This window comes from Streptococcus mitis (genome assembly GCF_000722705.1).
GTDB lineage: Bacteria > Bacillota > Bacilli > Lactobacillales > Streptococcaceae > Streptococcus > Streptococcus mitis_P.
This window is the reverse complement of sequence record NZ_JPFW01000011.1, coordinates 1-15555: the sequence shown is the minus strand read 5'-3', so window position 1 is coordinate 15555 and position 15555 is coordinate 1. Positions and strand designations below refer to the sequence as shown.

Genomic DNA, 15555 nt, shown 5'->3' with positions numbered 1-15555 from the left:
TTTAGTCTTTCCAAAGTTCTTTAACTTTTGCTTGTACTTCTGCATTTTCTAGGAATTCATCATAGGTTTCATCGATACGGTCAATGACGCCATTTTTTGACAAGACAATGATATGGTTGGCTAGAGTTTGAATAAACTCGTGGTCATGGCTGGCAAAGATGATTGATTCTTTAAAGTTTTTCAATCCATCATTCAAGCTTGAGATAGATTCCAAGTCTAAGTGATTGGTTGGATCATCGAGGACAAGGACATTTGATTTCAAGAGCATGAGTTTTGAAAGCATGACACGGACTTTTTCTCCCCCTGACAAGACGTTGACAGGTTTGTTAACCTCATCTCCAGAGAAGAGCATACGGCCAAGGAAACCGCGTAGGAAAGTATTATCATCTTCTTCTTTACTTGCGAATTGACGCAACCAGTCAAGAATTGATTCTCCCCCTGCGAAATCAGCTGAGTTATCTTTTGGAAGGTAAGATTGACTAGTTGTAACTCCCCACTTGACAGTTCCTTCATAGTCAATATCTCCCATGATTGCACGAATTAATGCAGTCGTTTGGATGTCATTTTGTCCAATAAGAGCTGTCTTATCACCTGGACGCAAGATGAAACTGATATTATCTAAAATAGTTTCACCATCAATCTTTACAGTTAGATTTTCTACTGTCAAGAGATCATTACCAATTTCACGCTCAGCTTTAAAGTTGATAAATGGATATTTACGACTAGATGGTACAATCTCTTCTAGTTCAATCTTATCAAGCATTTTTTTACGTGATGTTGCTTGTCTTGACTTAGAAGCATTAGCAGAGAAACGAGCAACGAACTCTTGTAATTGTTTAATTTTTTCTTCTGCTTTGGCATTACGGTCTGCTAGCAATTTAGCAGCGAGTTCAGAAGATTCCTTCCAGAAGTCATAGTTTCCGACATAGAGTTTGATTTTTCCGAAGTCAAGGTCGGCCATGTGGGTACATACTTTATTCAAGAAGTGACGGTCGTGGGATACTACGATAACGGTGTTATCAAAATCAATCAAGAAGTCTTCTAGCCAAGTAATAGATTGGATATCCAAACCATTGGTCGGCTCGTCCAAAAGAAGAACATCTGGTTTACCAAAAAGTGCTTTGGCGAGGAGAACCTTTACTTTCTCACCATTAGCCAATTCGCTCATATTTTGGTAGTGGAATTCTTCTGGAATGTTTAGGTTTTGAAGTAGTTGAGAGGCTTCACTTTCTGCTTCCCAGCCTCCAAGCTCGGCAAACTCACCTTCAAGTTCGGCAGCACGCACTCCATCCTCATCTGAGAAATCTTCCTTCATGTAGATAGCATCTTTTTCCTTCATGATGCTATAAAGTTTTTCATTTCCCATGATAACGACATCAATAGCACGTTCATCTTCATAGTCAAAGTGATTTTGACGAAGAACAGAGAGACGTTCATCTGGACCAAGAGAGATGTGACCAGTAGTAGGTTCGATATCTCCAGCTAAAATTTTTAAAAAGGTTGATTTTCCGGCACCATTAGCACCGATTAATCCATAGGTATTTCCTTCTGTAAATTTGATATTGACATCATCAAAAAGTTTGCGATCACTAAAACGTAGTGAAACATCAGATACTGTAAGCAATGTTTTTCTCCTATATGTGTAATATATTTATTCTACTAGAAAATACGGAAATATTCAAATTTTTATCTGTCAATTTTGTGTAAATTATATTTACAATTCCCTTTACACAAAAACATAAATAGCAAGGTCGATTTATTTTGATAAATTGCGGTTATTTCATTAAAAAAATGCTATAATTGAAGGGACTATATCGAAGGAGAACAAAATGACTAAACCCATTATTTTAACAGGAGACCGTCCAACAGGGAAGTTGCATATTGGACATTATGTTGGAAGTCTCAAAAATCGAGTATTATTACAGGAAGAGGATAAGTATGACATGTTTGTGTTCTTGGCTGACCAACAAGCCTTGACAGATCACGCCAAAGATCCTCAAACCATTGTAGAGTCTATTGGAAATGTGGCTTTGGATTACCTTGCAGTTGGATTGGACCCAAGTAAATCGACTATCTTTATTCAAAGCCAGATTCCAGAGCTGGCTGAACTATCTATGTACTATATGAATCTAGTTTCATTAGCACGTCTGGAGCGAAATCCAACTGTCAAGACAGAGATTGCTCAAAAAGGATTTGGAGAAAGCATTCCAACAGGATTTTTGGTTTATCCAATTGCACAAGCAGCTGACATCACAGCCTTTAAGGCCAATTATGTTCCTGTTGGGACAGATCAGAAACCAATGATTGAACAAACCCGTGAAATTGTTCGTTCTTTTAACAATGCATATAACTGTGATGTTTTGGTGGAACCAGAAGGTATTTATCCAGAAAATGAGAGAGCAGGGCGTTTGCCTGGTTTAGATGGAAATGCTAAAATGTCTAAATCACTTAATAACGGTATTTATTTAGCTGATGATGCGGATACTTTGCGTAAAAAAGTAATGAGTATGTATACAGATCCAGATCATATCCGCGTTGAGGATCCAGGTAAGATTGAAGGAAATATGGTTTTCCATTACCTAGATGTTTTTGGTCGTCCAGAAGATGCTCAAGAAATTGCTGACATGAAAGAACATTATCAACGAGGTGGTCTTGGTGATGTGAAAACCAAACGTTATCTACTTGAAATATTAGAACGTGAACTGGGTCCTATTCGTGAGCGCCGTATCGAATTCGCTAAGGATATGGGAGAAGTTTATAATATGCTTCAAAAAGGTAGTGAAAGAGCGCGTGAAGTTGCAGGTCAAACCCTATCTGAGGTTAAAGGAGCAATGGGACTTCATTACTTTAACTAAGTTTATTTTTACAAGAAACTATCATTTCTATCTCAAAGAAAAGATAGTTTTTTATTTACCCCTGTAACATTTGACAAATTTTTATAGAATGGTATGATAGATACAATATAAAAAGAGTCAAGCTCAAAAATAAAGAAAAGAGGAAACTTCGAATGTCTAATTGGGACACTAAATTTTTGAAAAAAGGTTTTACCTTTGATGATGTATTGCTTATTCCAGCTGAAAGTCATGTGTTGCCTAACGATGCAGATTTAACAACTAAATTGGCAGATAATTTGACTTTAAATATCCCAATTATTACCGCTGCTATGGACACAGTAACAGAGAGTCAAATGGCCATTGCTATTGCTCGTGCAGGCGGTCTCGGAGTTATCCATAAAAACATGCCAATTGCTCAACAAGCAGAAGAGGTTCGTAAGGTAAAACGTTCTGAAAATGGAGTTATTATTGATCCCTTCTTCTTGACGCCTGAACACACAATTGCTGAAGCAGATGAGCTTATGGGTCGTTACCGCATCAGTGGTGTTCCAGTTGTTGAAACACTTGAAAATCGTAAATTGGTTGGTATTTTGACAAACCGAGATCTTCGTTTTATTTCAGACTATAACCAACCAATCTCAAATCATATGACTAGTGAAAATCTTGTTACTGCTCCTGTGGGTACAGATCTTGCAACTGCTGAGAGTATTCTTCAAGAACACCGTATTGAAAAACTTCCTTTGGTAGATGAAGAAGGTCGTCTTTCTGGTTTGATTACTATAAAAGATATTGAAAAAGTTATTGAATTTCCAAATGCTGCTAAAGATGAGTTTGGTCGTCTTCTAGTTGCAGGTGCAGTAGGTGTTACTTCAGATACATTTGAACGTGCAGAGGCACTTTTTGAGGCAGGAGCGGATGCGATTGTTATTGATACTGCACATGGTCATTCTGCAGGTGTCTTGCGTAAAATTGCTGAGATTCGCGCTCACTTCCCAGATCGTACTTTGATTGCTGGAAATATTGCTACTGCTGAGGGAGCGCGCGCACTTTACGAAGCAGGCGTGGACGTTGTCAAGGTTGGGATTGGACCAGGTTCTATCTGTACTACTCGTGTGATTGCTGGTGTTGGTGTTCCACAAGTAACAGCTATCTATGATGCTGCAGCTGTTGCGCGTGAATATGGAAAAACAATCATTGCTGATGGTGGAATAAAGTATTCTGGAGATATTGTAAAAGCTCTTGCTGCTGGTGGAAATGCAGTTATGCTTGGATCAATGTTTGCTGGAACTGATGAAGCTCCAGGAGAAACTGAAATCTTCCAAGGACGTAAGTTCAAGACTTACCGTGGTATGGGATCAATCGCAGCAATGAAGAAAGGTTCAAGCGATCGTTACTTCCAAGGTTCTGTCAATGAAGCAAACAAACTCGTTCCAGAAGGAATTGAAGGTCGTGTTGCTTATAAAGGAGCGGCAGCTGATATTGTCTTCCAAATGATTGGTGGGATTCGCTCTGGTATGGGTTATTGTGGTGCAGCTAACCTTAAAGAGTTGCATGATAATGCTCAATTTATCGAAATGTCTGGTGCTGGTTTGAAAGAAAGTCATCCTCATGATGTACAAATTACTAATGAAGCACCAAATTATTCTATGTAAAAGAAATAAAAAGAACTCCTGAAAAACAGGAGTTCTTTTACAAAGTTGTCAAGTTTCATTTACAATAACTTGACCATCTTGAATAGTGAAAATACTTAGATTTTCTGGTAGATTTTGAAGATGATCTAAGCTTGTTGTTGTAATAAAAGTTTGGATTGAATGAGAAATCGTTTCTAATAATTTTAATTGTCTAGTGTTGTCAAGTTCACTCATAACATCGTCAAGCAATAATATCGGAGATTCTGTAGTAATACTTTCCATTAACTCGATTTCTGCTAATTTTATAGAGAGGACGAGACTACGATGTTGGCCTTGACTTCCAAAACTAGCGTCCATCCCATTTATATAAAAAGAAATATCATCTCGATGAGGACCGACGCCAGTGTTCTTTTTAAATAAATCTCTGGACCTACTTTTTTCTAAAGCAATTTTGAAAGATTCTGATAAGTCTTCTTTGTCAGTTATCTTGACAGAGGATTGATAGGATATTGATAACTCTTCAATCTGATTAGAGAGTTCAAAATGTTTCTTACGACCAAATGATTCTAGTTTTTTTATGAAATCTAAGCGGTGATTCATTACACGACATCCATAATCAATTAGCTGATCATCTAAGACTGAAAGGAAGGTTTCATCTATTTTTTGAGCTGATTTTAGATAAGTGTTTCTTTGTTTTAGGATGTGGTTATAATTGGTTAAGTCTGATAGATAGATGGGCTTCATTTGTCCAAGCTCCATATCAATGAATTTTCGTCTAACTGAAGGTGCTCCTTTAATTAGTTGTAAATCTTCAGGAGCAAATAAGACAACATTCATGTGTCCGACATAATCTGAAAGTCGTGCCTGTTTTAAATGATTAACTTTTGTAACACGGCCTTTTTGTGTTAGTTCGATTTCTAGGGGAATGGATCCAGTTTTTTTCTGAACGAGACCTGAAAGATGAAGTTGTTCCTCATCAAAATGAATGAGATTTTTATCTGTTCGAGTTCGATGACTACGCGTTAAGGCTAAAAAATAGATGGCCTCTAACATATTTGTTTTACCTTGTGCATTGCGTCCTAAAAAGACGTTTAATTTAGGATTGAAGTCTATTTTTGTTTCTTTATAATTACGAAAAGTTTTGAGAGATATGTTTTGTAGCCACATGATTATCTACCAGGGAATCGCGGAGCTTGTTTGTTTTTAGGTGCTGAAGTAGGTTTCGATTTGTCTTTTTTAACTTCCTTATTCATCTCTTTTACAAGTTTAGCGATTCGTTCTTTTTCAACTTTATCAGCTTTGTATTCCTCTTGTTCTTCAGAAGTAGGTTGTGTCAATAAGATGTCAATGTTCATGTCAGGTATGTCAATTTTATCACCAATGCGAAGTTTTTTACCACGACGACTCTCTAATTCCCCATTAAAGTAAACAGAATGTTCAGAGAGAAATGATTTGATAGCTCCTCCGCTATGTGTAATTCCAAGTTCTTTGAGTAGTGCTTGGAGGGTAATAAATTCTTCAAATAATTTGTATTCCATAATTCACCTCAATCTTTGGTATTATACCATATTTTCTTAAAAATAGTGAGAGAAACAGGGAGAAATGTAAGCGATTTTTATTTCAAAACTGTTACAGGGAACAAGAAAATTTCAGGTTTTCGTGATATAATAGAAGTCTGTATATAAGGAGGTAAATCATGGAGTTAGTGCATGGAATTTCAACACATTTTATCCAATCAAAGAAGTTTAAAACAAACAAAATCACCGTGCGTTTTACCGCTCCATTATCTCTTGATACGATTGCAGGTCGCATGTTGAGTGCGAGTATGCTAGAGACTGCTAACCAGATGTATCCTACTTCTCAAGCTTTGAGAAGACACTTGGCCAGTCTATACGGTACAGATATGTCAACCAATTGTTTCAGAAGAGGGCAAAGTCACATTGTAGAATTGACATTTACTTATGTTCGTGATGAGTTTTTAAGTAGGAAAAATGTGCTAACTTCTCAGGTTTTGGAACTTGTAAAAGAAACTCTTTTTTCACCCGTAGTAGTTGATAATGGCTTTGATTCGGCCTTATTTGAAATTGAGAAAAAACAATTGCTAGCAAGTTTAGCAGCTGATATGGATGATTCTTTTTATTTCGCACATAAAGAATTAGATAAATTATTTTTTCATGATGAACGTCTCCAATTGGAATACAGTGATTTACGAAATCGTATTTTAGCTGAAACTCCACAAAGTTCTTATTCTTGTTTCCAAGAATTTTTGGCCAATAATCGAATAGATTTCTTTTTCCTGGGTGATTTTAATGAGGTTGAAATTCTAAATGTATTAGAATCATTTGGTTTTATAGGTCGAGAAGGTAATGTGAAGGTTCAGTATTGTCAACCTTATTCCAATATCCTTCAGGAAGGCATGGTTCGGAAAAATGTGGGACAATCTATTTTAGAGTTGGGTTATCATTGCCCTTCTGAATATGGAGATGAGCAACATTTACCCATGATTGTAATGAATGGTTTACTTGGTGGATTTGCTCATTCTAAACTATTTACAAATGTCCGTGAAAATGCTGGATTAGCTTATACTATTTCAAGTCAGCTCGATTTATTTAGTGGATTCTTGAGGATGTATGCTGGTATCGATCGAGAAAATCGGAACCAGGCTCGTAAAATGATGAATAATCAACTGCTTGATTTAAAAAAAGGTTATTTTACAGAGCTTGAGTTAGAGCAGACCAAGGAAATGATTCGTCGGTCTTTGTTACTTTCTCAAGATAATCAAAGTTCATTGATTGAACGTGCTTATCAAAATGCCTTACTTGGAAAATCTTCAGCAGATTTTAAAAGTTGGATTGAAAAACTTGAACAAATTGACAAAGATGCTATTTGTAGAGCAGCTAATAATGTGAAACTACAGGCGATTTACTTTATGGAAGGAATAGAATGACAAAGGTTGTTTTTGAAGAAAAATACTATCCAGCTGTAAAAGAAATGGTTTATCGAACTCGTTTGTCAAATGGATTGACAGTAGCTCTTCTACCTAAAAAGGAATTTAAAGAGGTTTACGGGAGTGTAACTGTACAGTTTGGCTCGGTAGATACGCTTGTCACAGAAGTTGACGGAGATGTAAAACAATATCCTGCGGGAATTGCTCATTTTCTTGAGCATAAATTATTTGAGAGAGAAGATTCTAGCGATTTGATGTCGGCTTTTACGAGTCTAGGTGCAGATAGTAATGCTTTTACAAGCTTTACAAAGACAAACTATCTTTTTTCATCGACGGATTATCTATTAGAGAATTTAGATTTACTTGATGAATTGGTAACATCGGCACATTTTACTGAAGATTCCATTCTGAGAGAGCAGGATATTATCCAGCAAGAACGAGAAATGTATCAAGATGATCCAGATTCGTGTTTATTCTTTTTAACTTTAGCGAATTTGTATCCTGGTACACCTTTAGCAACTGATATAGTTGGAAGTGAGGAGTCCATTTCCCAAATCAATCTAACTAATTTGCAAGAAAATTTCACAAGGTTTTACAAGCCTGTAAATATGTCTCTGTTTTTAGTTGGTAATTTTGATGTGGAGCAAGTACAGGACTATTTTGAAAGCAAAGAATTGAAAGATTCAGATATTAAGGAAGTAGTAAGAGAAAAGTTGCTTTTACAAGATGTAAAACAAACAGACAGTATGAGAATGGAAGTATCTTCTCCCAAACTAGCGATTGGGATTAGAGGTAAGCGAGAAGTTGCTGGGGCAGATTGCTATCGACATCATATTTTATTAAAATTATTGTTTGCAATGATGTTTGGTTGGACTTCGGATCGTTTTCAAAAATTATATGAATCAGGTAAGATAGATGCTTCCTTATCTCTTGAAATTGAAGTAACAAGTCGTTTTCATTTTGTTATGTTGACAATGGACACAAAAGAGCCAGTTGCTTTATCTCATCAGTTTAGGAAGGCTATTCGTAATTTTACAAAGGATTTAGATATTACAGAGGATCATTTAGATATTATCAAAAGAGAGATGTTTGGAGAATTTTTCAGTAGCATGAACTCTCTTGAATTTATTGCAACGCAATATGATGCTTTTGAACATGGTGAGACAATTTTTGATTTACCAAAAATTTTACAGGAAATCACTTTAGAGGATGTTATTGATGCTGGACATCATTTAATAGATGATGGTGATATAGTTGATTTTACAATATTTCCATCATAGCAACCTATCATAATTGATACTAGAAAGAAGGAATGACAAGTATGAGGAAAAAAACAATTGGTGAGGTTTTACGTTTAGCTAGAACCAACCAAGGGTTGACTTTAGAAGAATTACATAAAAAAACAGAAATTCAGTTGGATATGTTGGAAGCGATGGAAGCTGATGATTTTGATCAACTTCCTAGTCCATTTTATACTCGTTCTTTTTTGCGAAAATATGCGTGGGCAGTTGAGCTAGATGAGAGAATTGTCTTGGATGCCTATGATTCTGGGAGCATGATTACTTATGAGGAAGTAGATGTTGACGAAGACGATTTAACAGGCAGGAGACGTTCAAGTAAGAAAAATAAGACATCATTTTTACCTTTATTTTATTTTATACTCTTTGCACTATCGATTGTAATTTTTGTGACTTATTATGTTTGGAATTATGTCCAGACTCAACCGGAGCGTTCATCTGCGTCTAGTTATAGTGTAGTCCAAGAAACAAGCTCGACTAGTTCTGTAACTCAATCCTCAAGTAGTTCTTCGAATATTGAACCAGCTATAATGGTATCGGGTGAAGGAAATCGAGTAGAAGTTGCTTATAAAACGAGCAAGGAAACTGCAAAATTACAATTATCAGTCTCAGATGCTAGAAGTTGGGTTAGTGTTTCAGAAAGTGAGCTTGAGGGTGGTGTGACCTTATCTCCAGAGAAGAAAAGTGCGGAAACAACAGTTTCAACAAAAAATTCTGTGACCATTACATTAGGTGTTGTCAAAGGTGTCTCTTTAACAGTAGATAATCAGACTGTTGATTTATCGAAATTAACAGCTCAGACTGGAAAAATTGCTGTAACCTTTACTAAAAATTAAGGAAAAACGAATGAAAAAAGAACAAATTCCAAATCTCTTAACAATAGGTCGAATTCTCTTTATACCTATTTTTATCTTTATTTTAACAGTAGGAAATTCGATAGAGAGTCATATAGTGGCAGCTATTATCTTTGCTATTGCTAGTATTACAGACTACTTAGATGGATATTTAGCTCGCAAATGGAATGTGGTTAGTAATTTTGGTAAATTTGCAGATCCTATGGCGGATAAGTTACTAGTTATGTCGGCTTTTATTATGCTGATTGAGTTAGGTATGGCTCCAGCTTGGATTGTTGCAGTGATTATCTGTCGTGAGTTGGCTGTGACAGGTTTGAGGCTTTTATTGGTTGAAACTGGTGGAACAGTTTTAGCAGCAGCAATGCCTGGAAAAATTAAAACTTTCAGTCAGATGTTTGCGATTATTTTCTTGCTATTACATTGGACTTTGATTGGACAAGTCCTACTTTATGTAGCTTTGTTTTTCACTATCTACTCTGGCTATGATTATTTCAAGGGTAGTGCCTATGTATTTAAAGGGACATTTGGTTCGAAATGAAATCAATAATTGATGTAAAAAATCTTTCTTTTCGCTATAAGGAAAGTCAGGAATACTATGATGTGAAGGATATTACGTTTCACGTGAAACGTGGAGAATGGCTCTCTATTGTAGGGCATAATGGTAGTGGTAAATCAACGACTGTACGGTTAATTGATGGTTTACTGGAAGCAGAATCTGGAGAGATTGTAATCGATGGCCAACGGCTGACTGAGGAAAATATTTGGAATATACGTCGTCAAATCGGTATGGTTTTTCAAAATCCAGACAATCAATTTGTTGGAGCGACTGTTGAAGATGATGTAGCCTTTGGTTTGGAAAATCAGGGTCTTTCTCGTCAAGAAATGAAAAAGAGAGTGGAAGAAGCTCTGGATTTGGTTGGCATGTTGGACTTTAAAAAGAGAGAGCCAGCGCGTCTATCAGGTGGACAAAAGCAACGTGTGGCCATTGCAGGTGTTGTAGCTCTAAGACCAGCTATTTTAATCCTAGATGAAGCAACGAGTATGTTAGATCCTGAGGGTCGTAGAGAACTGATTGAGACAGTAAAAGGAATTCGAAAAGACTATGATATGACGGTCATTTCCATTACACATGATTTGGAAGAAGTTGCCATGAGTGATCGCGTATTGGTCATGAAAAGAGGGGAAATTGAATCAACCAGTAGTCCAAGGGAGCTTTTCTCTCGAAATGATTTAGATCAAATTGGATTAGACGATCCTTTTGCCAATCAATTAAAATATTCTCTGAGTCAGAATGGCTATGATTTACCTGAAAATTATTTGACAGAAAGTGAGCTAGAGGATAAGCTATGGGAATTGCTCTAGAAAATGTGAGTTTTACGTATCAAGAAGGGACTCCCTTAGCTTCAACAGCTTTGTCGGATGTTTCTTTGACGATTGAAGATGGTTCTTATACGGCTTTAATTGGGCATACAGGTAGTGGCAAATCAACTATTTTACAACTATTAAATGGTTTATTGGTGCCAAGTCAAGGGAGTGTGCGGGTTTTTGATACCTTAATCACCTCGACTTCTAAAAACAAAGACATTCGTCAAATTAGAAAACAGGTTGGCTTGGTATTTCAGTTTGCTGAAAATCAGATTTTTGAAGAAACGGTTTTGAAAGACGTTGCTTTTGGACCGCAAAATTTTGGAGTTTCTGAAGAAGATGCGGAGCAGATTGCGCGTGAGAAACTGGCTCTGGTTGGAATTGATGAATCACTTTTTAATCGTAGCCCGTTTGAGCTATCAGGCGGACAAATGAGACGTGTTGCGATTGCAGGCATACTTGCCATGGAACCAGCCATATTAGTCTTAGATGAGCCCACAGCAGGCCTAGATCCCCTGGGAAGAAAAGAGCTGATGAATTTGTTCAAAAAACTCCACCAGTCAGGGATGACCATTGTCTTGGTAACTCATTTGATGGATGATGTAGCTGAATATGCGAACCAAGTCTATGTGATGGAAAAGGGATGTTTAGTTAAGTTTGGTAAACCGAGTGATGTCTTTCAAGATGTTGTCTTTATGGAAGAAGTACAGTTGGGAGTACCTAAAATTACGGCCTTTTGTAAACGATTGGCTGATAGAGGCGTGTCATTTAAACGATTACCGATTAAGATAGAGGAGTTCAAGGAGTCGCTAAATGGATAGTATGATTTTGGGACGTTATATCCCAGGGGATTCGATTGTTCACCGATTGGATCCACGTAGCAAATTACTGGCTATGATGCTACTGATTTTGATCGTTTTTTGGGCTAATAATTCCTTGACGAATCTGATTCTTTTTATAGCGACAGGGATATTTATTGCCTTGTCAGGAGTATCTCTTTCATTTTTTATTCAGGGCTTGAAGTCTATGTTTTTCTTGATTGCCTTCACAACTATTTTTCAACTATTTTTCATTTCTAATGGGAATGTTTTATTTGAGTTTTCGTTTGTGAGAATCACAGATTATGCTTTGCAACAAGCTGGAATTATTTTTTGTCGCTTTGTATTAATTATTTTCTTTTCAACTTTGTTAACCTTAACAACAATGCCCTTAAGTTTGGCCTCAGCTGTCGAAGCTTTGTTAGCGCCTTTAAAGCGTGTGAAAGTTCCAGTTCATGAAATTGGATTGATGTTGTCCATGAGTCTACGTTTTGTCCCAACCTTGATGGATGATACGACGCGGATTATGAATGCACAGAAAGCGCGCGGAGTGGATTTTGGAGAAGGAAGTATTGTTCAAAAAGTAAAGGCGATGATTCCTATTTTGATTCCTCTTTTTGCGACAAGTTTAAAACGTGCGGATTCCTTGGCTATCGCCATGGAAGCGCGTGGTTATCAGGGTGGGAAAGGTAGAAGTCAATACAGACAACTGAAATGGACTCGAAAGGATACGCTAACCCTTCTTGTTATTCTCGTACTTGGTTGTTGCTTATTTTTCTTAAAATCTTAGTAGCTTTCAGGAATTGATAAAAGTTACTGTAACAGTTTTTGATATAAAGGTAGGGATATGAACCGTTTTAAAAAATCAAAATATGTCATTATTGTTTTTGTCATTGTTCTGCTTGTGTCGGCTCTCTTAGCGACGACTTATTCAAGTACAATTGTGACAAAATTAGGAGATGGAATCTCATTGGTTGATAGAGTTGTACAAAAACCTTTTCAGTGGTTTGATTCTGTCAAATCAGATTTGGCACATTTGACACGAACATATAATGAAAATGAAAGTTTGAAGAAACAGATTTACCAATTAGAAGTTAAATCAAATGAGGCGGAAAGTTTAAAGACAGAAAATGAACAATTGCGCCAATTGCTTGATATGAAGTCCAAGTTGCAAGCTACAAAGACTTTAGCAGCAGATGTTATTATGCGTTCTCCAGTATCTTGGAAGCAGGAATTGACCCTGGATGCAGGTAAATCAAAAGGGGCTTCTGAGAACATGTTAGCTATTGCAAACGGTGGCTTGATTGGGAGTGTTTCAAAAGTAGAGGACAACTCTACTATGGTCAACCTTCTGACAAATACGGAAAATTCTGATAAGATTTCTGTTAAAATTCAACATGGTACTGCCACAATTTATGGGATTATTGTTGGCTACGATAAGGAAAATGATGTTCTTAAAATTAGCCAATTAAATAGTAATAGTGAGATTAGTGCAGGAGATAAGGTGACCACTGGTGGATTAGGAAACTTTAACGTTGCTGATATTCCTGTTGGTGAAGTGGTTGCCACAACGCATAGTACAGACTATTTGACACGAGAAGTAACTGTTAAATTGAGTGCAGATACTCATAATGTAGATGTGATAGAATTAGTGGGGAATTCATAATGAGACAGTTGAAACGGGTTGGAGTGTTTTTATTGCTTCCTTTCTTTGTTCTAATTGACGCCCATATTAGCCAGATTCTGGGTTCATTTTTTCCCCACGTACAGTTGGCTAGTCATTTTCTGTTTTTATTTCTCTTATTTGAGACGATTGAAGTATCAGAATATCTCTATTTAGCTTATTGTTTTGTAGTTGGTTTAGTTTATGATATTTACTTTTTCCACTTGATTGGAATTGCGACTCTGTTGTTCGTCTTGTTGGGGGTATTTCTCCATAAATTTAATAGTGTTATTTTATTGAATCGTTGGACGAGAATGTTAGCAATTATTGTCATGACTTTTCTATTTGAAATGGGAGCTTACATACTTGCGATAGCGATAGGTTTAACTGTGGATAGTATGTCTTTATTCATAGTTTATAGTTTAGTGCCATCAATGATTTTGAACCTTATATGGATGATTGTTTTTCAGTTTATTTTTGAAAAATTTTATCTATGAGAAAGAAATACAAATGTAATAAAGGCGTAATATTTATTATGTCTTTTTTTGGTATACTAGTATTGTCTTAAATAGAAGGAGTATCTACGTAATATGAAGAAAAAAATCTTAGCGTCACTTTTACTAAGTACAGTAATGGTTTCTCAAGTTGCTGTTTTAACAACCGCGCATGCAGAAACTACTGATGACAAAATTGCTGCTCAAGATAATAAAATTAGTAATTTAACAGCACAACAACAAGAAGCTCAAAAACAAGTTGATCAAATTCAGGAGCAAGTATCTGCTATTCAAACAGAGCAATCAAACTTGCAATCTGAAAATGATAGATTACAAGCAGAATCTAAAAAGCTTGAGGGTGAAATTACAGAACTTTCTAAGAATATTGTATCTCGTAATGATTCTTTGCAAAAACAAGCCCGTAGTGCTCAAACAAATGGAGCTGCAACTAGCTACATTAATACAATTGTAAACTCAAAATCAATTACAGAAGCTATTTCACGTGTAGCTGCAATGAGTGAAATCGTATCTGCAAACAACAAAATGTTGGAACAACAAAAAGCAGATAAAAAAGCTATTTCTGAGAAACAAGTAGCAAACAATGACGCAATCAATACAGTTATTGCAAATCAGCAAAAACTAGCTGATGATGCTCAAACATTAACTACAAAACAAGCTGAGTTGAAAGCTGCAGAATTGAATCTTGCTGCTGAAAAGGCTACTGCAGAGGATGAAAAAGCAAGTTTACTTGAGAAAAAAGCTGCAGCGGAAGCAGAAGCTAAAGCAGCTGCAGAAGCAGAAGCTGCTTATAAAGCTAAACAAGCAAGTCAACAACAAACAGTTGTTGCTTCTGGGAATACAACTTTTACAGCAGAAGTTCAAGCAGTATCTGAATCATCTTCAAGCTACAGTCCTGTAGCAGTGAAACATCATCCAACATATAGCACAAATGCGTCAAGTTATCCAGTTGGTGAGTGTACATGGGGAGCTAAAACGTTGGCACCTTGGGCTGGAGACTACTGGGGTAATGGCGCACAGTGGGCTACAAGTGCAGCTGCCGCAGGCTTCCGTACAGGATCTACACCTCAAGTTGGTGCGATTGCATGTTGGAATGATGGTGGATATGGACACGTAGCTGTAGTTACAGCTGTTTCATCATCAACAAGTATCCAAGTATCTGAATCAAACTATGGTGGAAACCGTACAATCGGAAATAAACGTGGTTGGTTTAATCCTACTACAACTTCAGAAGGTTTTGTAACATACATCTATCCAAACTAATGAATAAAACGGGCTCTTTGTCAACTGTAGTGGGTTGAAGAAAAGCTAAGATCGAGAAAGGACGGAATTTGTCCTTTCTTTTTTGATATTCAGAGCGATAAAAATCCGTTTTTTGAAGTTTTCAAAGTTCCGAAATCCAAATGCATTTCGTTTGATGAGTTTAATGAGATTATTTGTCGCTTCTAATTTGGCGTTGGAATAGTGTAATTGAAGAGCGTTGACAATCTTCTCTTTATCCTTGAGGAAGGTTTTAAAGACAGTCTGAAAAAGAGGATGAACCTGCTTAAGATTGTTCTCAATGAGTCCGAAAAAATTTGTCGTGTTCCTTGTTCTGAAAGTGAAAAAGCAAGAGTTGATAGACATTGTAGTG

15 protein-coding genes and 1 pseudogene are annotated in these 15555 nt (G+C 36.6%); 12 read left to right on the top strand and 4 right to left on the bottom strand.

Going from position 1 to position 15555, the window contains the following annotated elements; all coding sequences use genetic code 11:
* Position 1: 1 nt before the first annotated feature.
* The gene (locus SK642_RS09540; RefSeq protein WP_033684567.1) at positions 2-1624 is read right to left on the bottom strand and encodes an ATP-binding cassette domain-containing protein; all 1623 of its coding nucleotides are present in this window, start codon (positions 1622-1624) and stop codon (positions 2-4) included.
* 205 nt (positions 1625-1829) lie between these two features.
* On the opposite strand from SK642_RS09540, the gene trpS reads away from it, so the two are divergent.
* Positions 1830-2855, top strand: a complete 1026-nt coding sequence (gene trpS / locus SK642_RS09535; protein WP_000165457.1) for a tryptophan--tRNA ligase — start codon at positions 1830-1832, stop codon at positions 2853-2855.
* A 152-nt stretch (positions 2856-3007) separates the two neighbouring features.
* Positions 3008-4486 (top strand): IMP dehydrogenase, encoded by a 1479-nt coding sequence (gene guaB / locus SK642_RS09530; protein WP_033684566.1) that lies wholly within the window; start codon positions 3008-3010, stop codon positions 4484-4486.
* 48 nt (positions 4487-4534) lie between these two features.
* Here guaB and recF read toward each other — a convergent pair whose 3' ends face one another.
* Positions 4535-5632, bottom strand: coding sequence for a DNA replication/repair protein RecF (gene recF / locus SK642_RS09525; RefSeq protein ID WP_033684565.1), 1098 nt, complete (start codon positions 5630-5632; stop codon positions 4535-4537).
* Positions 5633-5634: 2 nt separating this feature from the next.
* A complete protein-coding gene (gene yaaA, locus SK642_RS09520) occupies positions 5635-6003 on the bottom strand; it encodes a S4 domain-containing protein YaaA (RefSeq protein WP_033684564.1) in 369 nt (122 codons plus the stop codon).
* Between the two features lie 158 nt (positions 6004-6161).
* Here yaaA and yfmF point away from each other — a divergent pair, with 158 nt between their 5' ends.
* From yfmF to pcsB, 10 genes are all read left to right on the top strand, one after another.
* Positions 6162-7412, top strand: a complete 1251-nt coding sequence (yfmF, locus tag SK642_RS09515; RefSeq protein ID WP_033684563.1) for an EF-P 5-aminopentanol modification-associated protein YfmF — start codon at positions 6162-6164, stop codon at positions 7410-7412.
* Positions 7409-8692 carry an EF-P 5-aminopentanol modification-associated protein YfmH gene (gene yfmH / locus SK642_RS09510; protein WP_033684562.1) on the top strand — a complete coding sequence of 428 codons (1284 nt, stop codon included), beginning with the start codon at positions 7409-7411 and terminating at the stop codon, positions 8690-8692. Before yfmF ends, yfmH begins: the two co-directional genes overlap by 4 nt.
* Before the next feature lie 41 nt (positions 8693-8733).
* Positions 8734-9546 (top strand): cytoskeleton protein RodZ, encoded by an 813-nt coding sequence (gene rodZ, locus SK642_RS09505; protein WP_033684561.1) that lies wholly within the window; start codon positions 8734-8736, stop codon positions 9544-9546.
* Between the two features lie 10 nt (positions 9547-9556).
* Complete coding sequence (gene pgsA, locus SK642_RS09500; protein ID WP_020900979.1) at positions 9557-10102, top strand: CDP-diacylglycerol--glycerol-3-phosphate 3-phosphatidyltransferase; 546 nt, start codon at positions 9557-9559, stop codon at positions 10100-10102.
* Complete coding sequence (locus SK642_RS09495; RefSeq protein WP_033684560.1) at positions 10099-10926, top strand: energy-coupling factor ABC transporter ATP-binding protein; 828 nt, start codon at positions 10099-10101, stop codon at positions 10924-10926. The genes pgsA and SK642_RS09495 overlap by 4 nt, the downstream gene beginning before the upstream one ends.
* A complete protein-coding gene (locus tag SK642_RS09490) occupies positions 10911-11750 on the top strand; it encodes an energy-coupling factor transporter ATPase (protein ID WP_033684559.1) in 840 nt (279 codons plus the stop codon). Before SK642_RS09495 ends, SK642_RS09490 begins: the two co-directional genes overlap by 16 nt.
* Positions 11743-12537, top strand: coding sequence for an energy-coupling factor transporter transmembrane component T family protein (locus tag SK642_RS09485; RefSeq protein ID WP_033684558.1), 795 nt, complete (start codon positions 11743-11745; stop codon positions 12535-12537). The genes SK642_RS09490 and SK642_RS09485 overlap by 8 nt, the downstream gene beginning before the upstream one ends.
* 57 nt (positions 12538-12594) lie before the next feature.
* Positions 12595-13413 carry a rod shape-determining protein MreC gene (mreC, locus tag SK642_RS09480; RefSeq protein WP_033684557.1) on the top strand — a complete coding sequence of 273 codons (819 nt, stop codon included), beginning with the start codon at positions 12595-12597 and terminating at the stop codon, positions 13411-13413.
* Positions 13413-13907, top strand: coding sequence for a rod shape-determining protein MreD (gene mreD, locus SK642_RS09475; RefSeq protein ID WP_033684556.1), 495 nt, complete (start codon positions 13413-13415; stop codon positions 13905-13907). The genes mreC and mreD overlap by 1 nt, the downstream gene beginning before the upstream one ends.
* Before the next feature lie 93 nt (positions 13908-14000).
* Complete coding sequence (gene pcsB, locus SK642_RS09470; protein ID WP_033684555.1) at positions 14001-15185, top strand: peptidoglycan hydrolase PcsB; 1185 nt, start codon at positions 14001-14003, stop codon at positions 15183-15185.
* A 45-nt stretch (positions 15186-15230) separates the two neighbouring features.
* Here pcsB and SK642_RS09465 read toward each other — a convergent pair.
* Positions 15231-15555 (bottom strand): annotated as a pseudogene (locus SK642_RS09465) (ISL3 family transposase); the annotation flags it as partial.